This window comes from Fodinicurvata sp. EGI_FJ10296 (genome assembly GCF_040712075.1).
GTDB lineage: Bacteria > Pseudomonadota > Alphaproteobacteria > DSM-16000 > Inquilinaceae > JBFCVL01.
The window spans coordinates 485,113-503,482 of record NZ_JBFCVL010000004.1; the positions used below are offsets into that span (position 1 = coordinate 485,113).

Below are 18,370 nucleotides of genomic sequence, written 5' to 3' on the forward strand. Positions count from 1 at the left end.
AATAAATCAGAGTGATTTGTTTATTGACAGGTGAGTGGGATGGTGTTCGTTCAGGATAGCGTGAAGGATCGTAGACACGACAATCTATCCGACGCGATCCCCGGAAATCGGGGCGAGGAAACACTCAAGGGAGGCTGACATCATGAAAAGATCCATTGCCCTTGCGTCAACGGTTCTCGGTACCGCCATGCTTGCCATGGCCGCTACCGGGCCCGCGAACGCAGACGACCAGATCGGCGCATGCCTGATCACCAAGACCGATATCAATCCGTTCTTCGTCAAGATGTAGGAAGGCGCCACCCAGGCCGCCGAAGAGTTGGGCGTCGAACTGTCTACCTATGCCGGGCGCGTCGACGGCGACCACCAGACACAGGTCGCAGCGGTGGAATCCTGCATCGCGGCCGGCGTCAGCGGCATCCTGATCACTGCCTCCGATACCAAGGCCATCGTCGATGTCGTGGAAACGGCGCGAGAGAACGGCATTCTGGTCATCGCGCTCGATACGCCGCTTGAGCCCATTGACGCTGCCGACGCGACTTTTGCCACCGACAATTTCAAGGCGGGCGAACTGATCGGCCAATGGGCCGCCGCCCAGCTCGGCGACGATGCGGCGAATGCCCGGATCGCGATGCTGGACCTGTCTGCCAGCCAGCCATCGGTCGATGTCCTGCGAAACCAGGGCTTCCTGACCGGCTTCGGCATTGACGTCAACGATCCCAACCTGATCGGGGACGAAGACGATGACCGCATCATTGGTAACGACGTCACGGCCGGCAACGAAGAAGGCGGCCGCACGGCCATGGAGAACCTGCTTCAGGTCGATCCCGACATCAACGTCGTCTACACCATTAACGAGCCAGCCGCCGCCGGTGCCTATGAATCGCTGCGGGCATTCGGCCGGCAGGACGACGTCCTTCTCGTCTCGATTGATGGCGGTTGTCCGGGAGTGCAGAACGTCGCCGAAGGGATCATCGGCGCGACCGCACAACAATACCCGCTTGAAATGGCTGCTCTGGGCATTGAAGCAATCGTCGAATATGCAGAAACGGGCGAAGTCGCCGAGCCGACGCCGGGTCTCGATTTTTATGACACGGGCGTTCAACTCGTGACCGACCAACCGGTCGACGGCATCGAGTCCATCGATAGCGAAGAGGGCGCCGAGCTCTGCTGGGGGTAGCAAGCAGGCAAGGCGACGGTACCGGGACAGGCGTTGCCGTCCGTCCCGGGGCCCGCTTTTCGCAAGAAGCGCCACATCGACACTGATTCCAGCAGATGACAGCCCGTTCCGGCAAGGCGGCGTTTCGGTGGTCAGCATTCGGTTGGGCGAAACGGGAGGACTCGATGAGCAGCATCGACGAACGTGCCGACGGAAATCAGCGCTATGACGGAAGTGCCGATCTCGGCGGTCAAGGCACGGCCGAGTTCGAGCCGCGCCATCATTCGATCATCGACCGGATCCAGCATTTCCTCCACGGCAATCCGACGATGGTGCCCATCATCGTGCTCGTCGTCAGCATCGTCGCCTTCGGGTTTATCGCTGGCGATCGCTTCTTTTCGGCCTTCAATCTTTCCCTGATCATCCGGCAGGTGGCGATCATCGGCATCCTGGCGGCGGCGCAGAGCCTGGTTATTCTGACCGCCGGCATCGACCTGTCGGTGGCTGCGATCATGGTCCTGATGTCGGTGATCATGGGTAGCCTGGCCGTAAATTTCGGCATACCGGCGCCGATTGCCATTGTCGTCGGGTTCGCGGGCGGCATTGCCGCCGGGGCGATGAACGGCCTTCTGGTGACCAAGCTGAAGTTGCCGCCGTTCATCACGACGCTCGGCACATGGAACGTCTTTTTCGCCGTCAATCTGTGGCTTTCCGGCGCCCAATCGATCCGCAGCCAATCGATCGACGAGCAAGCACCGCTGCTGAAGATCTTCGGGAACACCTTCAGCATGTTCGGTGCCCAGTTCTCGTACGGGTCGATCCTGCTGATCGCGGTGTTCGCCGCGCTCTGGTATCTGCTGAACCGTACCGCCTGGGGCCGGCACGTCTATGCCGTCGGCGACGACCGTGAGGCCGCCGAACTGTCAGGCATCCGCACCAACCGCGTGCTGATTTCCGTCTATGCGCTCGCCGGGTTCGTGTGCGCGCTGGCCGCCTGGGCGTCCATCGGCCGGGTTGGGTCGGTCTCGCCGCAAAGCTTCTACGAAGGCAACCTGCAATCGATCACCGCCGTCGTCATCGGCGGCATTTCATTGTTCGGCGGGCGTGGCTCGATCATGGGTCCACTCGTCGGGGCGCTGATCGTGGGCGTCTTCCAGTCGGGTCTGCGGCTCGCCGGGGTGGACGTCCTGTGGCAGGTGTTCGCCATCGGCTGGCTGATCATCATCGCGGTCGCCATCGACCAGTGGATAAGAAAGGTTTCGGCATGACGGACGCGACCGGAAAACAACCCATGCTTTCGGCGCGGGGCGTGGTCAAACGCTATGGCCGCGTCGTCGCGCTCAATCACGCCGATTTCGAACTCTATCCCGGCGAGGTTCTGGCCGTGATCGGCGACAACGGCGCCGGCAAGACGTCGCTGATCAAGGCGTTATCGGGCGCCATCACTATCGACGAAGGGGAAATGGTGCTGAACGGCGCGCCGGTTCGGTTCCAGTCGCCGATGGAAGCGCGCGAAGCCGGAATCGAGACCGTATACCAGACCCTTGCGCTGTCGCCGGCGCTATCGATCGCCGACAACATGTTCCTCGGCCGCGAGATCCGCAAATCCGGCCCGCTCGGCTCGATCTTTCGCATGCTCGACCGGACCCGGATGGAAAAGCTGGCGCGCGAAAAGCTGTCCGATCTGGGCCTGATGACGATCCAGAACATCGCCCAGCCGGTGGAAACCCTTTCCGGCGGGCAGCGCCAAGGCGTCGCCGTCGCGCGTGCGGCGGCCTTCGGATCGAAGGTGATCATCATGGACGAACCGACCGCCGCGCTGGGCGTCAAGGAATCGCGCCGCGTACTCGATCTCATTCAGGATGTGCGGGCCCGCGGTATTCCGATCGTGCTGATCTCGCACAACATGCCCCATGTGTTCGAAGTCGCGGACCGGATACACATCCACCGACTTGGGCGGCGCCTGTGCGTCATCGATCCCAAGGCACACTCGATGTCGGACGCTGTCGCGTTCATGACCGGGGCCAAGGCCCCGCCCGAGACGGTTGCGGCGTAAACGTATCGGCTGCGCCGACGCAAACGTGATAGGGCGTTGGGCAGCGGTCTGTTCGCGCCCCTATCTGTGGCCAATCATCGAACGGAATTCCCGGCGCAGTTCCGGATCGGTCCTGAACACGCCGCGCATCTGGCTGGTCGCCATGCTGGTGCCTTCCTTGCGGATGCCGCGGCACGTCATGCAGTGATGCTCGCTTTCAAGGATCACGGCCACGCCGCGCGGGGCGAGCCCCTCGTCGATCGTGTTGGCGATCTGGGCGGTCATCTTTTCCTGAATTTGCAGTCGCTTGGCATAGGCTTCGACCACGCGGGCCAGTTTGCTGATCCCCACCACGCGGCGGTCGGGCAGATAGGCAATATGGGCTTTGCCGAGGATCGGCACCATGTGGTGCTCGCAGTGGCTTTCGAAGCCGATATCGCGCAGCACGACCATTTCGTCATAGCCATCGACTTCGCCAAAGGTCCGCTTGAGCATCTCCAGCGGATCGGCCGTATAGCCGGCGAAGAATTCTTCATACGCCTTCACGACGCGGGACGGCGTGTCGACCAGCCCTTCCCGCTCGGGATCCTCGCCGATCCACCCCAGCAATGTCCGCACGGCCTCTTCCGCCTCGGCACGGGTGGGACGCCGTTGCGACGACCCGACGGCGGTACGGTCCAAACAAGACTCGGTTACTGAAGTGATGGCATGTCCGTTATAGGCCACGGCCGATCCCCTTGAATGCTGATCAATGAACTGGGTCGGAACATCAGAGATTTTACGCATGATTGCATGAAATGTGCCGGCCTCCTCATGAGTCAAGACCGTCCGACCCCTTCTTTCGCTGCCGAGGCGCTTGCCGCTTAGTTGACCATAGCGCCGTCATGCGGGCTGTCGAGTGAGAAAGCCGGTATGGTAACGTCAAAGGCATCACCCTGATCGGTTTCCATCTGATAGCTGCCCTGCATCATACCCGACGGCGTCACCAATGGCGTTCCGCTGGAATATTCGAAGCTTTCGCCCGGCGGCAATGTCGGTTCCACCCCCACGACGCCCTGCCCTTCGACAGTCTGGACGATGCCGCGATTGTCGGTTATCCGCCAACGCCGCGTTCTGAGCTGAACGGTATCGCTGCCCTTGTTCTCGATCCGGATATGATAGGCCCAGACGAATCGACCCTCCGGCGGTGACGACTGATCCTCCAGGAAGGTTGCCTTCACCGAGACCTCTATTCCACGCGTTACTGCCTTATACATTCCACGATCCTGACATGGCGGGCCTCTTCGAACTACCCCCTATGGACACCAGCCCCACTCTACCCTTCGATCCACTGACCCGCATACCGTTAAAGCACCCAGATTTCGGCCCGCCGCCCCATCGCCCCGCCGCCGGCGCCCTCATCGGCCAGCGACGGGGGCAGGACGCCCCGATTCCGGACGTCGATCCGCGCGGCAGGAACGCCCTCAGCAACAAGAGCGTCCCTTACGGCTTCGGCCCGGCGCGCAGCCAGCCCCGAACCGGCCGGTTCGGAGGCCCGGTCGGCGTTACCGGCGATCAGGATCCGCATCCATGCGCCCGACGCATCGGCGGCAACGCTGGCGATCGCCTCGCGGCCGCTTTGGGTCAGCTGGTCCGACCCCTGGCCGAAGAATACGACATCGTCGGCCATTCCACGCGGCTGACCCTGGATGCCGGCATTCTCCACCGCCCGCAGCGATCGACGAAACGATCCCCGACAATCCTCGCGCCGGGAGGCCAGCGCCGGATCGGCATGGGCCATGAGCCAGCAATCGAACGACACCTGCGCCCTGGCCGCGGCTTCGGGAAAAGCCGACCGCCCCCCGCCCGTCAGGGCCTGGTTCAACCGGGCGCGACCGGCCGCCAGATCCGTTGCCAGCGCCGGCGTGATCGGCCACTCAGCGGGACTTTCGGCAAGGACGCGGCGCTGCGAGCCGGACGCCTCGTACTTGTCCGCGATCGTTTGACGCACCCGCGCGGATGCGGTAGCAACCTCGGGTTCGGAAAGCAGTTCGCTATAGGCGGCTGCGATTTCCGAGGCGAACGGCGACTTCTCCCGTGTCGGGCCGCCACCGCCCGGCCCGCCGCCACAGCCCGCAAGCACAAGAATGGCGAGTGCCAGGCAGGCAAAGGTCGAAACGGAACGAAGACGCATCATCACTCTACCCATATCTGGCAAATCTGGCGGATCGGTGGCTCCGGGGCGTCGATGAGGACCCAGTATCCGGGGGCAAAGCCAGAGTGATCGGGATCGGACACGCTTTTGGCAAGGAAAAACCGACCGGCGCGGCATGGCAGCCATTCCTCAGCCGCGTTGTCACCGCTCGCCCGTCATCCTCATCGTTGGCAGATCGGTGCCGTCGGAATCGGTCGCATCCTCGGGATCGTGCGTAACCAGCAGCGTCGGCAACCGACGGCGCCGCGCGTGGTCGAAGACGAAGTCCCGGACACGCTGGCGCAGATCGCGGTCGAGCTTCGAAAACGGCTCGTCCAGCAGCAGGGCTTCGGGGTCGGCGAGCAAGGTGCGCATCAGCGCCGCCCGCGATCGCTGGCCACCGGACAGGGTTGCCGGATCGCGCTCGGCAAAACCGGCCAGGCCGGCCTCGCTCAAGGCGGCGTCGACCCGCGCCCGGCGCTCATGGCGGGAAATTCCACCCGGCACGCCGAATGCCAGGTTCGCACCTACCGACAGGTGCGGAAACAGCAGATCGTCCTGAAACAACAATCCCAGTCGGCGCGATTCCGGCGGCAGGCCGTCCAGCGCCCGCCCGTTGACCGATACCGTGCCCTCGGCGGTGAAGACCGGATCGAGCGTGCCGCAAATGCGGTTCAACAAGGTGGATTTGCCGCAGCCGCTGGGGCCCATAAGCACCACGATCTCGCCGGGGCCGATATGCCGGGTAACCGGCGGAAAAACCGGTCGGCCAGCAAGCAACACGCCGGCGCCGTCCAGGATCAGCCCTGTCATCCGCCCATGCCCTTTCGATTGCGATACACGATCCGCGGCAAAGCCAGCGCGACGCTGAAAGCCAGCCACGGCACCACCATGAGCACGAATGCATAGAGCGCCATCAGACGCCGGTCTCCGCCCGCTGCCATGCCGACGGTTTCGGTTGCCAGCGTCGGCAGCCGGCCCGCGCCAATGAACACGGTCGGAAGGTACAGCGCCGCCGAAACCGCTACGCCAATGGCAGCCGCCGTCGCCAGCGGGCGGAACATCAGCGGCAGCGTGATCGTGATCAGACGCCGAAGCGGACCGGCCCCCAACGCGGCCGCAGTGCGGTCATACCGCTCGTCGATCCGGCGCCAGGACTCCGCCAGGGTCAGAAAAACGTACGGCAGCACGAAAATCACATGCACCCAGACCAGGGCCGCCAGCGTTCCCGTTACGCCAAGCGCCGCCGTCAGCACCTGGATGCCGAACAGAAAGCCGATTTGCGGCACGATAAGCGGCGCGTAGACCAGCCAAAGGATGCCCGGTCCCGGCTTCAGTCCGTGCCGGCGCTCGGTTTCCAGACAGCCCACCGCCAGCACGATGGCGATTACGGCCGCCGACACGGCGACGATGACGGTCGTGAGCGCTGGTCCCGCCAGCGAGGGCCAGGTCTCGGCCCATCCCGAAAACCGCCACGCCGATGGCAAGGCGTCGGGATAGCGCCAGCGTTCCGCCAGCGACCAGACCAGCAGGCCAAGTCCGGCCAGACCCGACATCGCCACCACCCACACACCGGCACCGTGGCCGACGGCGATGGTCGCCGCCGCGCCAACCGATCGCGAGCCCGACGACAGCATGCCGGTCAGGGACCGGCGGGCCAGACGTTCGGTCATGATCCAGGCGACGAGCACGCCCGCGACCATCAGGCACAGGGTCAGTGCCCCGGCTGCCCCTGTCAGCCGAGTTGACAGATCGGCGCCGGAGAACCACCGCACAACGAGGACCGCCAGCGTCGGCGGCGTGGTCGGTCCCAACACGACCGCCATGTCGACGACGGTCAGCGAAAATGCCACGACCGCGAACAAGGGCAACCGGATGCGCGGATAGATCTGCGGGAACACCGTCTTCAGCCAACCGGTGGCCGGTCGATAGCCCTGGCTTCGAGCGATCGCGACATAGCGGTCGGACGGTATCTGCGACAGCGCCGCCAGCATCATCAGAACCAGAAACGGCGTTTCCTTGAGCACCAGCGCCAGAACCAGCGCAACACCCGCCGGATCGTTGACGATCAGCAGGTCCGGCGGCATCACCCAGCCTGTCAACCACGGCGACACCAGCCGGGCAAGCCAGCCGCTGGGCGCCAACAGAAACATCAGCCCGACCGCCAAAGCGGCATGGGGCAGCGCGATCAGGGGGCCAAGCACCCTTTGCACGCGAACCAGCCGGCCGCTGACCTGGGCGGTGCAGACGATCGCTATCGCCAGAAAGAACGAAATCAGGGTCGCCGCCAGCCCCGTCGTCAGTGACAGCACGGCCGCCTGCGGAAATGCCGGGTCGGCGAACAGGTCGCGCCATGGCGCAAGCGTCGGGCCGACCGCGCCGATCGCCGGCAGATGACCGAATGACGGCACCAGCGTCCCGGCCAATCCGGCCAGAATTGGCGCCGTCAACATGCCGCCGGTCAGCACCGGAAAAAGATGGGGCCCCCGCGACCGGCGGTCCTGCGGCCGGTGGGATCGTGCGCCGCCGAGACCGGCCCTGACGGCCCTGGTGACTGTCTCGGCCAGTGGGCTCACCGTTCGTACCGTCCGGCCCAGGCATCCTGCAGGCCGTCGGTCCATGACGGATGCGGCTCGGCCAACTGGGTACCCAGCTCCTCTGGCGCCAGCGTCGCGACGCCGCGCGGCAGAGCCTCGAACATCGCCCTGTCGTCGGCGTCGAGCAGATCCATCGACAGCACGGTCGGATCGCCCCACAGGGTCGGGTCTTCCTTGCGGGCCTGGGCTTCCGGTGACAGCAGGAAGTTCGCCACGACCATCGCCCCTTCCCGCGCGCCGCTGTTATAGGGGATGGCGACGAAATGAGAGTTGCCGATCGTCCCGCCCTCGAAAACGAAGGTGCGCACGGTGTCGCGCAGTTCGCCATTCTCAATCGCGGCACTGGCGGCGCGCGGGTTGAAGTTCAGGGCAATGACGATTTCGCGATCGTCCAGAAGCGGGATCAGGGCAGAGCCGTTGGCCGGGAACACCTCGCCCCTACGCCACAGCAGCGGGTGCAGTTCGTCCAGATACGACCAGAGTGGCGCGGTCACCTCGGCGAACTGTTCCGCAGACCGAACGGGTTCCTGCAGCGCCGACGGTTCGTCGACCAGCTCGATCAGCGCCTGCTTCAGAAACGTCACGCCCAGGAAATCAGGCGGCTGCGGATAGGTGAACCAGCCGGGATTGGCGCTGAGATACATCAACAGGTCTTCGATACTGGTCGGCGGCGTGCTTTCGACCGCCGTATCGGCCATGAAGACCAGTTGCGCCATGCCCCACGGGCTTTCCAGGCCGTCGGTCGGGATCGTGAAATCCTCGACCACCGTCGGCTTCTCCGTCGGATCGACATAGGCGAAATTGGGCAGGTTGAAAGCAAAGGGCGCGCCCAGAAGATCGTTTTCGCGCATGGCGGCGAAATTCTCGCCATTGATCCACACCAGATCGACGGCCCCGTCATCGTCGCGGCCGGCTGCTTTTTCGGCCAGCACCGTACCCACCGCATCGGCGGTGTCGGATATCCGAACATGGCGCATATCGATGTCATACCGCGCCGCCACTGTGTCAGCAACCCAGTCGAGATAGGCGTTCGTCGTCTCCGACCCGCCCCAGGCATGAAAATAGACAGTCTGGCCGGCGGCGGCGTCGACCACGTCGCTCCAGATTTCCGCGTCCCATATCTGGCCGTGCCAGCGTTCCAGTCCGGCTCCATTCCCGGACTCGCTGCCCGTTCCGGGCGCCGCCCAAAGCACTGCGGCTGAAAAAACCGCCATCACCGCCACCGGGGAAACCCGCCGGACCCGCATTCGCCTCACTCCTGTTTTGATATCTGGTCCCGTGGACAACAACTTAGTGCGGCGGCCACCGATGTGAAATCGGTGTTTTCCGAAGAGCGGCCAATGCGGCACCGGAGCCCCACTTCTTCCGCCTTGCGCCCGATGGCGGCGCTGTCGTATAAGGCGGGAAGCGGCCTTGCGGGTGTAGCTCAGTGGTAGAGCATTAGCTTCCCAAGCTAAGTGTCGAGGGTTCGATTCCCTTCACCCGCTCCAATCCCCTTTTTGTCCGACCCGGAGACATGGGTAACAGAATCCGCCGGTTCGTGACTCGGTTCCCGGCCCAAAAGAAATGATTTTAACAAAATCATAAATACTTCGGCGCATTTGAAATCTGGTGGTATCGTTCGTCCCTGGATATCCGCCGGAGCATCGCCGAATGTACCTTCCGACAGCCTACCGCCCGGGCCATGAAAAAGCCCGCCGGATCGATCCGGAAATGGCCGATCTTTACATCAAGCACACCACCATGGGCGACGAGGCTGCCGATGCCGCGATCGCGGCATGTGCCGACTTCGATCCCAGGCAACAGCGAACCTGGATCAAGACGGGAATCGAGTCCGGTGCCGGGGCGATTCCGGATGCGCCGGAGGCCCTGCGCGCCGTCATCGCCGCCAGCGAACGGGCTCCCGAATGGTTCGACGCCGCCAAGACGCGCGCCGGTTCCCGCGTTTTTCACGGCAATTCCGAGACCTTCCTGCAGGCATTCGTCGGCGCGGTTCTGATCGAGGGATTCTGCACCCTGATCGCCAAATCATTCGCCATCACCGGTCGACTGGTCGATCAGGGCGTCCGCCGGATGAAACAGAACAACCGCCACGTCTCGGAGATATTTCTGCCCGGCGGTCTGGATACTTTCGGCGATGGCTGGACGGCCTCGGTCCGCATCCGTCTGATCCACGCCCGAGTGCGCGCACTGATGAAAGAGTCGCCGGATTGGGAGGCTGATGCCTGGGGAACGCCGCTCAGCTCCGCCCATATCGCCTATGCCAATGCGGCTTTTTCCGGTCTGCTTCTGAAACGGGCGCGGATGCTGGGCCTTGATTTCCTGTCCGATGACGAACGGGACTCCTTCATGCATTGCTGGCGATGTTCCGGCCATCTGGTCGGCGTTCATCCGGATTTGCTGTGCGCGACCGAAGACGAAGCCCTGCGCCTGCAGCGCATCGGTGAAATGTGCGAACCGCCACCCGACATCGAGTCCATACTGGTTGCCAACGGACTGGTGAACTCGGCTCCCATCATTGTCGGCATCACCGACACCGACGAACGGCGCGCACTGGCGAAAAAGGTCTACAGGGTGTCGCGCGCCATGATCGGCGACGAACTGGCCGATCAGCTTCGCTTTCCGAAGTACCGCACTTTTGGCGTTCTGGCGGCGATGCGGCTTCGCTTTCGCGCCGACCGGCTCCTGCGCCGTGCCTTCCCCGGCCTGGACCGACGCCGACGCGCCGGCCAGTTCGGTCAACTGGTCGAACTGTCGTTTCACGAGACGACCGAAACGCCCTATGCCCTGCCTCAGCACCTCTATGCCGAGCGCGACCGTCCCGATTCGTCACAAGGGTAAATACGGGCCCGGCCCGGCACCTACATCGGTATCGATCGCGAGATAGAAGATTTCCACACCGGGACCTCGCGCAGCAACTCTAGATGGTGATACACGAATATGGTACATCCGGCTCGGGGTCCCCGATCAGTGTCGGGGACGATCAGGGTGGGGGCGAGGCTGCACTCACGGCAGCTCTACGCGTGGTGATCCGGCCCGCAAGCGTCTCGTGGAACAGCCAGTCGCGAAACGCGATGACCGATCGACGCCGGCCATCGCTTTCGCGATAGGCAAGCGAATAGATGATCACGGCGCTCGACTCGATATCGAACAACTCGACAAGCCTGCCGGCCGCTACGTCGGCTTCGATCAATGCCCGATAAGCCAGATCAACGCCGAGGCCGGATTCCGCCGCCTGCATCGACAGTTCGCAATGAGCGAAACGGGGACCATTCGCGTGAATGCCGACGCAGGCGGCGCGAGCAAACCACTCGTCCCATCCTTCGGCCACCATATCGCGCAGCAGAATATCGCCGCTGAGGTCGGAAGGCCGCCGCAGATCGGGCCGCGCCGCAAGAAAGGCCGGGCTGCAAACAGGCATGCGGGTCGACGCCATGAACGGCTCGATCCGCAATCCGGCGACCGGGTCATCGCCCCACTGGACCACGATATCGACATTGTCGCGGTTCAGGTCGGTTGGCGGCAGTCCGGTCGAAAGGTCCAGCGCAATCGTGGGATTACTTTCGAGAAACCGGCCGAGGCGCGGCAACAGCCATCGGGCGGCAAAGGCCGGCGTTGTCTGAACCGCCAAGGGTTCCTCGTCGGTGCGCCGCGACACCTCACGCGTGATCCGGTCCATCTCGTCGAGCAGAGGGCGAAGGGCGTTGAAATAGGCGGTGCCGTCCGGCGTCAGCGTGACACGGCCCGGCGTGCGCTGAAACAGGCGCACCGCGAGCAAATCCTCCAGAAGGCGCAATTGGTGGCTTACAGCGGATGCATCGACACATAACTCCAGCGCCGCCTTTTTGAAGCTGCCGCAGCGTGCCGCCGCTTCGAAGGCGCGGATAGCCGGCAAGGGCGGAATGCGCCGTTTCATGGCGGATGAACCTTTTTCATCCCGGCATGAGAAGCCGTCATTAGCGTGCCTTCAAGTGTCGCGCGTAGAATTGAATTCCGCAATATGTAACTTCAGGAGGTCAGCATGACGGACCATTTGCTCGACAAACCGCACCTGTGTCCTTCTCAAAAACGGCTCCAGACCATTTGCCGTCTATTCAGCCGTGGTGCTGCCCTTGTTATGGCGGCCTTGATGTTTTCGGGACCGGCGGTCGCCTTCGACCTTCATCCACCCTTGCGTGATGACGGGGCTGCGTGGGCAGCGCGTGCAGCCGCGACCGACGAAGATCAGCCGATGATTGATGCCGACATTGGTATCGTCGATCTCGAACGGATGTCGGCCGCCATACTTGAACGCCTGAACGGTCTTGAAGGGACGACTTCGCAATTGCGCGCCATCTGGTTTTTCGACCAGGGCGCGGTGCCTGCGGCGGCTCTGGTTTTTGACATCACCGCTGCCGAGTGATCGACCCGATTGACCGGCAGAACACCGCAAGGGCCCACGACCCCTGCCGTCCGGATCGCAGCGGCGGCAGGGGCAGCCGCCAATAGGGTCGCGACATATCCTCGACCTGGCGGGAGGCTAATCCGGCGGTTTGCGTTTCGCGACCTCGGCCGCTAGGGTCGCTTCTGATTCAGATATTTCGGCCTTTGCGTCGATGCCGCCAGCCAATCAAGAAGAATTGCGGATGCGACCTTTGATGAAACCACACCTCCGCGCCAGTCTCATCGGTTTCCTCGTTATCGGTGCAACCGGGCCTGCGTCGGGCACGGAAGGCCTCCCGCCCGGCGCCGATCCCGATGTCGATTCCGGGACGGTCAGCGAGTTCGACGGCAATTACGGCCTCGGTGCGATCGGCGCGGACAAGGCGCTCGAACTGGGATATACGGGGCGCGGGATCACCGTCGGCATCATCGATTCCGGGATCGATATCCGGCCCGATGGCACGTCCCATCTTGCCTTTGGCGATCGGATCGACGACCGGTCCCACAGCTATCTGTACTGGTTCGATCCCAGCGGTTTGAGCGAGGCGCAGCCCGACGGCGAAATCGACAACGCCTTCGATCAGGGCAATGCGACACAGGATCTGCAAGGGCATGGCAGCCACGTCGTCGGCATCATCGGATCGGGGCGGGACGGCCAGCAAATGCACGGCGTGGCACCATCGTCGACCTTGCTGGCCATCAAGGCGATCGGCCAGAATGGCGAGACGGCGGCGGGATCGCCCGTGCAGTATGGCGAAGTCTGCGGCCCCGAGGCGATCCGCACCAACTCCGTCGAGACCTGCGATCTGATCGAGCCGGGCGTCTCTCCGATCGTCGCGGCCTTTCGTTACATGGCCGATCAGGACGATGTCGGGGTCATCAACGGCAGTTTCGGGCCCGGCGCCTCTGGCACTGGCCAGCGCACCTGGAGCCTGGAGCTTTCCGGCGACTTTTTCGATACCCGAATCGAGGCCGCTTCGGTGGCCCAGGCGCTGAACGCCGGTCAGATCGTGGTGATGGCAGCGGGAAACACGCGCATCGATCATCCGTTCCTGGCGGAAAATCCGGTCGGCATCGGGCTGATGCCGTTCATCCGCCCGGAGAATGCAGACGCGACCAACGCCAGCGGCGCCCGGATTTATGACGATCACGGCATGGATGCCGATTTTTCGTTTTTGTCGGACGAGGCCCTGTCAGCGGCCGAAGCCCGGGATGGCCGGGCGCGCGGTCGATTGGTCGTCGTCGTGGCGCTCGATGCCCGAAACCAACTGGCTACCTATTCCAATAAATGCGGCGTCGCGCAGGACTGGTGCCTGTCCGCGCCCGGCGGCGATCAGCCCGGCTTGACTTTTGACCAGCCCGGGGTTGGCGACCGCGGCATACTCTCTACTATCCCCGGCAACAGGTCGGCTTACATGAGCGGCACGTCCATGGCCGCGCCGCATGTAACCGGCGCCGTCGCAGTGCTGCTGGAAGCCTATCCCGGATTTGCCTCATCGGAAGTCGTCGGTCTGATGTTCCGGACGGCCCAGGATCTGGGCGCGCCCGGCGTCGATCCAGTATTCGGATGGGGCCTGCTGCGCCTGGACCGGGCGCTGGCCGGACCGGTCGGCATGGATACGCGCGATACCGGGACGGCATTGTTCTCGACCGACAGCGGCGACCGGGAATGGGGCTTTGCCTTTACCAGCCGTGGCGGCTTCGAGAAAAGCGGTACCGGCCTGCTCGACATCCGCGCGCCGGTGACCTTTGACCGGGCCAGCCGGGTTCTTGATGGCCCGCTGGCGGTCAACGGCACGCTGACCGTGCCGACGTTGACCGTCGGACACGCCGGAAGCCTGGGCGGCACCGGCATGATCGTCAGCGATGTCGGCATCGACGGTTCGCTGACACCCGGCAATTCGCCGGGAACCCTGACAATTGCCGGCGATGTCGCGATCGGTCCTGGCGCGGTTGTCGATATCGAGATCGACGGGCCGCAGACCGGCAGCGGTGCCGGATCGTATGATCGGCTGATCGTCCTTGGCGACGGGTCGGTCTTCACCGCCGGCGGCACCCTGGCGCCGGTGTTCCGTGGCATTTCCGGCCCCGCCGACAACAGCTTCGTTCCCCGGCTTGGGCAGGTCTTCGACATCGTCGTCGTGCCCGAGGGCGCGGTTTCGGGCAGCTTTTCCCGCCTGGATCAGCCGGACGCCGGGTTGCCCACCGGCACGCGCATGGATGTGCTGTATCAGGATCGCGCGGTTGGCGTGGCGGCAACGCCCCGGCAGTATGCAGATCTCGGCGCACTGGGCATTCCCCTCACCCATAACGGCCGGTCCCTGGCCGGCGCGATCGATACCATCCGGCCCGAGCCGGGCCAACGGCCCGACGGCGGCCTGAACGACACCTTCAACGCCCTTTATCGCGCCGACCGGACCGCGCTGAGCCGAGATTTCGACACGCTGACCGGCCGCATCCATGCCGATATGGCCCGCGCCACACTGCGGTCGATCGGGCGGTTCAGCGACGTCCTCGCCACCCGCCAAACTGGCGGCATGGCGGGCGTCGGATCGCGCATGACCGAAGACGGATATGGCAGCGGGCAACTCTGGGTCACCGGGTATGGCAGGCGCGGCCGGTCGGAAGACGGGTCGGACGACACAACGGTCAGCGTAAACGACAGGGCCGCAGGTTTTGCCGTCGGGCTGGAAAGGCAGTTCGGCGAGGCGACCGCCGGTGCCGCCATCGCCCATGACGCCGTCGCGCTGGATGCCGGCCGCCACGGCAACGGCGACATTGCCGGCTATCACGGCGGCCTCTATCTGACGGTGCCCACCGATTTCATCGACATCGCCGTGCGGGGCGGTGCCACTTATGGCGATCTCGGCACTGACCGGCAGACGGTGCTGGGCGCCTATCAAGCGACCGCTTCCTCGGAAAGTCACGGGTTAGGCCAGTTTGCCGACACGACCGTGTCGCGAACTTTTTCGACGCCAGCGGCCGACATCACGCCATCGTTGTCGATCGGCTATCGGCATTTCGCGCGCGGTTCGTCTCACGAAACCGGCAGCGCCTTCTCCCTCAGCGCCGACGCTCAGGCCGCCGATCGGCTGAGCACCGAAATCGGGGCGACGGTGACAAGGACATTCGCAGTGTCATCTGCCACGGCGGTGACCCCGACCCTGTCGCTCGGCTGGCGTCACGATATCAAGCAACCGTCGCGGCAGGCCGATCTGGGATTGGCCGGCGCCCCGTTCTCCGTCGTCGGCGCCGACCATGGCCGCGATGCGTTGATCGCCGGCATCGACGTGCAGGCCGACGCTGGCAATGCCTGGATGTTCGGCGCCTCGCTCGACGCCGAACTGCGGGAGAATTATGCCGCCTATGGCGCTTCGGCCCGGATGGTCATGCGGTTCTGACCGCCGCCCACAGCCTCGCCGACAGCCGACAAAGGTATCCGCGTCGACCGCTCCCCGCTAAACTGCACGCCGGAATAGCATTGTATCGGACGACGGCGGTGAGCGCGGATGGGCATGAGTTTTGAGGAAATGGCGGCCGCTCTGGAAGAAAGCGGCGCCTATCGCGTGCTGCGCCGGCTCGACCCGCAAGGAGCAATCGCCGACCCATCGCATTATGCTGGTGTGCCGCCGGGCGATCTGCGTAACGGCCTCTATCTGGATCTGGAAACCACCGGCCTGGATTCGGCGCGCGACGAGATCATCGAATTCGCCATGGTGCCGTTCACCTATACGATCGACGGCCGGATCACGTCGATCGGCGAGCCGTTCGACCGGCTGCGCGAGCCCTCGTGTCCGATCCCGCCGGAGATCACGGCGCTGACTGGCATCACCGACGAAATGGTGCGCGGCCAGACCATCACGCGCGACGAGATCGCCGCCGTCGCGGCCCCGGCCCATCTGGTCATCGCCCACAACGCCGCCTTTGACCGGCCCTTCGCAGAGAAATTCTGCGACGTCTTCACGACCAAGCCCTGGGCCTGTTCCATGGCGCAGATCCCGTGGGCGGAAGAAGGTTTCGAGGGCACGAAGCTGGGCTATCTGGTCAATCACGCCGGCTTCTTTTTCGATGCTCACCGGGCGGGCGACGACTGTCTGGCCGCGCTGACGCTGCTGGGCCGGACTCTGCCGAAATCGGGCCGCACCGCCCTTGAACGGCTGCTGGAAAACGCCCGGCAACCGATATGCCGGATCTGGGCAGTCAACAGCCCCTTCGATTTCAAGGACCAGCTAAAGGCGCGCGGCTACCGCTGGAACGCCGATCCCAGCCACAAGCCGCGCTCGTGGTATCGCGACGTGACGGCAGAGGCACTGGAGGCGGAACTGGCTTTCCTGCAGAAAGAAATTTACCAGTACGATGCCGACATTCCGGTGGATCGCATCGCCGCGACCGATCGCTTTTCCAACCGGATCTTCTGACCCACCCGACATCGCCCGCACACAGCACGAGCATTCGACATGGCGCTTCACTTCACGACAGAAGAATTCGAAAGCCGGCAGCACCTGGCCACCGGCGCCCTGATCCGTGAGGGGCTGGACGGCCTGCTGGTGTTCCGCCAGGAGTCCCACTATTGGCTGTCCGGCTACGACACGTTTGGCTATGTCTATTTCCAGTGCCTGCTTCTGACCGCCGATGGCCGGATGGTGCTGCTGACACGCGCGCCCGACCGGCTTCAGGCGCGGTTGACCTCGTGCGTCGACGATATCCGCATCTGGATCGACGGCCCCGACGCCGACCCCGCCGGCGCCCTCGCCAGCATCGTGGCGGAGTATCTGCCTGGCCAAAGCAGGCCGAAACTGGGCGTGGAGTACGAGGCCTATGGTCTGACCGGCCGGAACGCCAAGAGGCTGGAGGCGGCGTTCGACAGCCGGGCTTATCTGAGCGATGCGTCGGAACTGGTCAGCCGGCTGCGTCTGGTCAAAAGCCCTGCTGAAATCGCCTGCCTGCGCCGGGCGGCCGCCCTTTCCGATGCCGCGTTCGCCGCAGGGCTGGACGAGACCCGCGCCGGGGCCTTCGAAGGCGACATTCTGGCGGCGATGCACGGTGCGATCTATCGCGGCGACGGCGACGACCCGGCGAATGAGTTCATCATCGGCTCCGGGCCCGAAGCGCTGATGTGCCGCTATCACAGCGGCCGCCGCCATCTGGACACCAACGACCAGCTCACGCTGGAATGGGCCGGCGTGTTTCGCCACTACCACGCCGCCATGATGAACACGGTCATCATCGGCTCACCGCCGCCGGAACAGATTGCGATGCACGCCGCCGCACGCGACGCGCTGCTGGCGGTCGAAGCCGCACTGTCTCCCGGAAACACCGCCGGCGATGCCTTCGACGCTCACACCCGGGTGCTGGATGCCGCCGGCTATCAGGCGCACCGGATGAACGCGTGCGGCTATGGCCAGGGCACGACCTTTGCCCCCAACTGGATGGACTGGCCGATGCTCTATCACGCCAACCCGGTCCAACTGCAGCCGGGCATGGCGTTCTTCGTGCACATCATCGTTTTCGACAGCGACAAGGGTCTGGCCATGAGCCTCGGCCGCACCAGCCTGATCACGGCCTCAGGCGCCGAACCGCTGTCGACGACCACGCTCGATCTGATCCAGCGATAACGCCGGGTTCCCGGTCAGGCGGGAGGGTGGCGGCGTTGATGATCAGGTTGAGCTTCTTGCCCCCACCCTGATCGTCCCCGACTTGCAACGGGGCCGTCCATACATGATCGGGGATCCCGAGCCGGATGAGCCCGGCTCGTGTGTCTACGTGGGGAAGTTGCTGCACGAGGTCCCGGGTCGGCAGCGCGTCACTTCGTGGCCGCGCCGCGCACGGGACGATCAGGGTGTGGAAATCACCATTTACGATCTCGATGTGTGAATACCGTAGGACACCGATCAGGGGCCCCGATCCGGATGCACCCGGTTCGTGTGTCGCGATCGAGAGTTGCTGCACGAGGTTCCCGCTCAAGGCGGGGTCGATCAGGGGTGGCG

At 64.2% G+C, this 18,370-nt stretch carries 15 protein-coding genes, 1 tRNA gene and 1 pseudogene; 10 read left to right on the forward strand and 7 right to left on the reverse strand.

What is annotated here, in order from left to right; all coding sequences use genetic code 11:
* Window positions 1–142: 142 nt before the first annotated feature.
* The 4 genes and pseudogenes from ABZ728_RS11090 to ABZ728_RS11105 all read left to right on the forward strand — a co-directional run bounded on the left by ABZ728_RS11090 (window position 143) and on the right by ABZ728_RS11105 (window position 3,212).
* On the forward strand, window positions 143–289 hold the full coding sequence (locus ABZ728_RS11090; protein WP_366656169.1) for a hypothetical protein: 147 nt from the start codon (window positions 143–145) through the stop codon (window positions 287–289).
* 12 nt (window positions 290–301) lie between these two features.
* Window positions 302–1,177: pseudogene (locus ABZ728_RS11095) on the forward strand (substrate-binding domain-containing protein); the annotation flags it as partial.
* A gap of 164 nt (window positions 1,178–1,341) precedes the next feature.
* Window positions 1,342–2,424, forward strand: a complete 1,083-nt coding sequence (locus ABZ728_RS11100) for an ABC transporter permease (RefSeq protein ID WP_366656170.1) — start codon at window positions 1,342–1,344, stop codon at window positions 2,422–2,424.
* A complete protein-coding gene (locus ABZ728_RS11105) occupies window positions 2,421–3,212 on the forward strand; it encodes an ATP-binding cassette domain-containing protein (RefSeq protein WP_366656171.1) in 792 nt (263 codons plus the stop codon). Before ABZ728_RS11100 ends, ABZ728_RS11105 begins: the two co-directional genes overlap by 4 nt.
* A 60-nt stretch (window positions 3,213–3,272) precedes the next feature.
* Here the strand turns inward: ABZ728_RS11105 and folE are convergent, their stop codons facing one another.
* The 6 genes from folE to ABZ728_RS11135 all read right to left on the reverse strand — a co-directional run bounded on the left by folE (window position 3,273) and on the right by ABZ728_RS11135 (window position 9,208).
* Window positions 3,273–3,872: a GTP cyclohydrolase I FolE gene (gene folE, locus ABZ728_RS11110; protein ID WP_366656173.1), complete on the reverse strand. Its 600-nt coding sequence runs from the start codon at window positions 3,870–3,872 to the stop codon at window positions 3,273–3,275.
* A gap of 182 nt (window positions 3,873–4,054) precedes the next feature.
* Complete coding sequence (gene apaG / locus ABZ728_RS11115) at window positions 4,055–4,447, reverse strand: Co2+/Mg2+ efflux protein ApaG (protein ID WP_366656175.1); 393 nt, start codon at window positions 4,445–4,447, stop codon at window positions 4,055–4,057.
* Between the two features lie 89 nt (window positions 4,448–4,536).
* Window positions 4,537–5,367, reverse strand: a complete 831-nt coding sequence (locus ABZ728_RS11120) for an OmpA family protein (RefSeq protein WP_366656176.1) — start codon at window positions 5,365–5,367, stop codon at window positions 4,537–4,539.
* A 159-nt stretch (window positions 5,368–5,526) separates the two neighbouring features.
* A complete protein-coding gene (locus ABZ728_RS11125; protein WP_366656177.1) occupies window positions 5,527–6,177 on the reverse strand; it encodes an ATP-binding cassette domain-containing protein in 651 nt (216 codons plus the stop codon).
* Window positions 6,174–7,940, reverse strand: a complete 1,767-nt coding sequence (locus ABZ728_RS11130) for an ABC transporter permease (RefSeq protein ID WP_366656178.1) — start codon at window positions 7,938–7,940, stop codon at window positions 6,174–6,176. The genes ABZ728_RS11125 and ABZ728_RS11130 overlap by 4 nt, the downstream gene beginning before the upstream one ends.
* Window positions 7,937–9,208 carry an ABC transporter substrate-binding protein gene (locus tag ABZ728_RS11135; RefSeq protein ID WP_366656179.1) on the reverse strand — a complete coding sequence of 424 codons (1,272 nt, stop codon included), beginning with the start codon at window positions 9,206–9,208 and terminating at the stop codon, window positions 7,937–7,939. The genes ABZ728_RS11130 and ABZ728_RS11135 overlap by 4 nt, the downstream gene beginning before the upstream one ends.
* A gap of 168 nt (window positions 9,209–9,376) precedes the next feature.
* Here ABZ728_RS11135 and ABZ728_RS11140 point away from each other — a divergent pair.
* Together ABZ728_RS11140 and ABZ728_RS11145 are read left to right on the forward strand one after the other, a co-directional pair.
* Window positions 9,377–9,451: transfer RNA gene (locus tag ABZ728_RS11140), tRNA-Gly, on the forward strand.
* 163 nt (window positions 9,452–9,614) lie between these two features.
* Window positions 9,615–10,802, forward strand: a complete 1,188-nt coding sequence (locus tag ABZ728_RS11145; protein ID WP_366656180.1) for an oxygenase MpaB family protein — start codon at window positions 9,615–9,617, stop codon at window positions 10,800–10,802.
* A 142-nt stretch (window positions 10,803–10,944) separates the two neighbouring features.
* Here ABZ728_RS11145 and ABZ728_RS11150 read toward each other — a convergent pair whose 3' ends face one another.
* Window positions 10,945–11,877, reverse strand: coding sequence for a LysR substrate-binding domain-containing protein (locus tag ABZ728_RS11150; protein ID WP_366656181.1), 933 nt, complete (start codon window positions 11,875–11,877; stop codon window positions 10,945–10,947).
* A gap of 105 nt (window positions 11,878–11,982) precedes the next feature.
* Between ABZ728_RS11150 and ABZ728_RS11155 the strand changes: the two genes are divergently transcribed.
* From ABZ728_RS11155 to ABZ728_RS11170, 4 genes are all read left to right on the forward strand, one after another.
* A complete protein-coding gene (locus ABZ728_RS11155; RefSeq protein WP_366656182.1) occupies window positions 11,983–12,363 on the forward strand; it encodes a hypothetical protein in 381 nt (126 codons plus the stop codon).
* Between the two features lie 235 nt (window positions 12,364–12,598).
* Window positions 12,599–15,784, forward strand: a complete 3,186-nt coding sequence (locus ABZ728_RS11160) for a S8 family serine peptidase (RefSeq protein WP_366656183.1) — start codon at window positions 12,599–12,601, stop codon at window positions 15,782–15,784.
* 114 nt (window positions 15,785–15,898) lie between these two features.
* Entirely contained in the window at window positions 15,899–16,801 is a 903-nt protein-coding gene (locus tag ABZ728_RS11165; protein WP_366656184.1) for a 3'-5' exonuclease, read from the forward strand.
* Between the two features lie 39 nt (window positions 16,802–16,840).
* Complete coding sequence (locus ABZ728_RS11170) at window positions 16,841–17,998, forward strand: Xaa-Pro peptidase family protein (protein ID WP_366656185.1); 1,158 nt, start codon at window positions 16,841–16,843, stop codon at window positions 17,996–17,998.
* Window positions 17,999–18,370 lie beyond the last annotated feature (372 nt).

What these genes read in the sequence shown, in the direction of transcription:
- ABZ728_RS11105 (WP_366656171.1), top strand. Translation starts at nt 2,421, where the DNA reads ATGACGGACGCGACCGGAAAACAACCCATGCTTTCGGCGCGGGGCGTG.
- ABZ728_RS11150 (WP_366656181.1), bottom strand. Translation starts at nt 11,877, where the DNA reads ATGAAACGGCGCATTCCGCCCTTGCCGGCTATCCGCGCCTTCGAAGCG.
- ABZ728_RS11155 (WP_366656182.1), top strand. Translation starts at nt 11,983, where the DNA reads ATGACGGACCATTTGCTCGACAAACCGCACCTGTGTCCTTCTCAAAAA.
- ABZ728_RS11170 (WP_366656185.1), top strand. Translation starts at nt 16,841, where the DNA reads ATGGCGCTTCACTTCACGACAGAAGAATTCGAAAGCCGGCAGCACCTG.
- ABZ728_RS11125 (WP_366656177.1), bottom strand. Translation starts at nt 6,177, where the DNA reads ATGACAGGGCTGATCCTGGACGGCGCCGGCGTGTTGCTTGCTGGCCGA.
- apaG (WP_366656175.1), bottom strand. Translation starts at nt 4,447, where the DNA reads ATGTATAAGGCAGTAACGCGTGGAATAGAGGTCTCGGTGAAGGCAACC.
- ABZ728_RS11090 (WP_366656169.1), top strand. Translation starts at nt 143, where the DNA reads ATGAAAAGATCCATTGCCCTTGCGTCAACGGTTCTCGGTACCGCCATG.
- ABZ728_RS11100 (WP_366656170.1), top strand. Translation starts at nt 1,342, where the DNA reads ATGAGCAGCATCGACGAACGTGCCGACGGAAATCAGCGCTATGACGGA.
- ABZ728_RS11145 (WP_366656180.1), top strand. Translation starts at nt 9,615, where the DNA reads ATGTACCTTCCGACAGCCTACCGCCCGGGCCATGAAAAAGCCCGCCGG.
- ABZ728_RS11160 (WP_366656183.1), top strand. Translation starts at nt 12,599, where the DNA reads ATGAAACCACACCTCCGCGCCAGTCTCATCGGTTTCCTCGTTATCGGT.
- ABZ728_RS11120 (WP_366656176.1), bottom strand. Translation starts at nt 5,367, where the DNA reads ATGATGCGTCTTCGTTCCGTTTCGACCTTTGCCTGCCTGGCACTCGCC.
- ABZ728_RS11165 (WP_366656184.1), top strand. Translation starts at nt 15,899, where the DNA reads ATGAGTTTTGAGGAAATGGCGGCCGCTCTGGAAGAAAGCGGCGCCTAT.
- ABZ728_RS11135 (WP_366656179.1), bottom strand. Translation starts at nt 9,208, where the DNA reads ATGCGGGTCCGGCGGGTTTCCCCGGTGGCGGTGATGGCGGTTTTTTCA.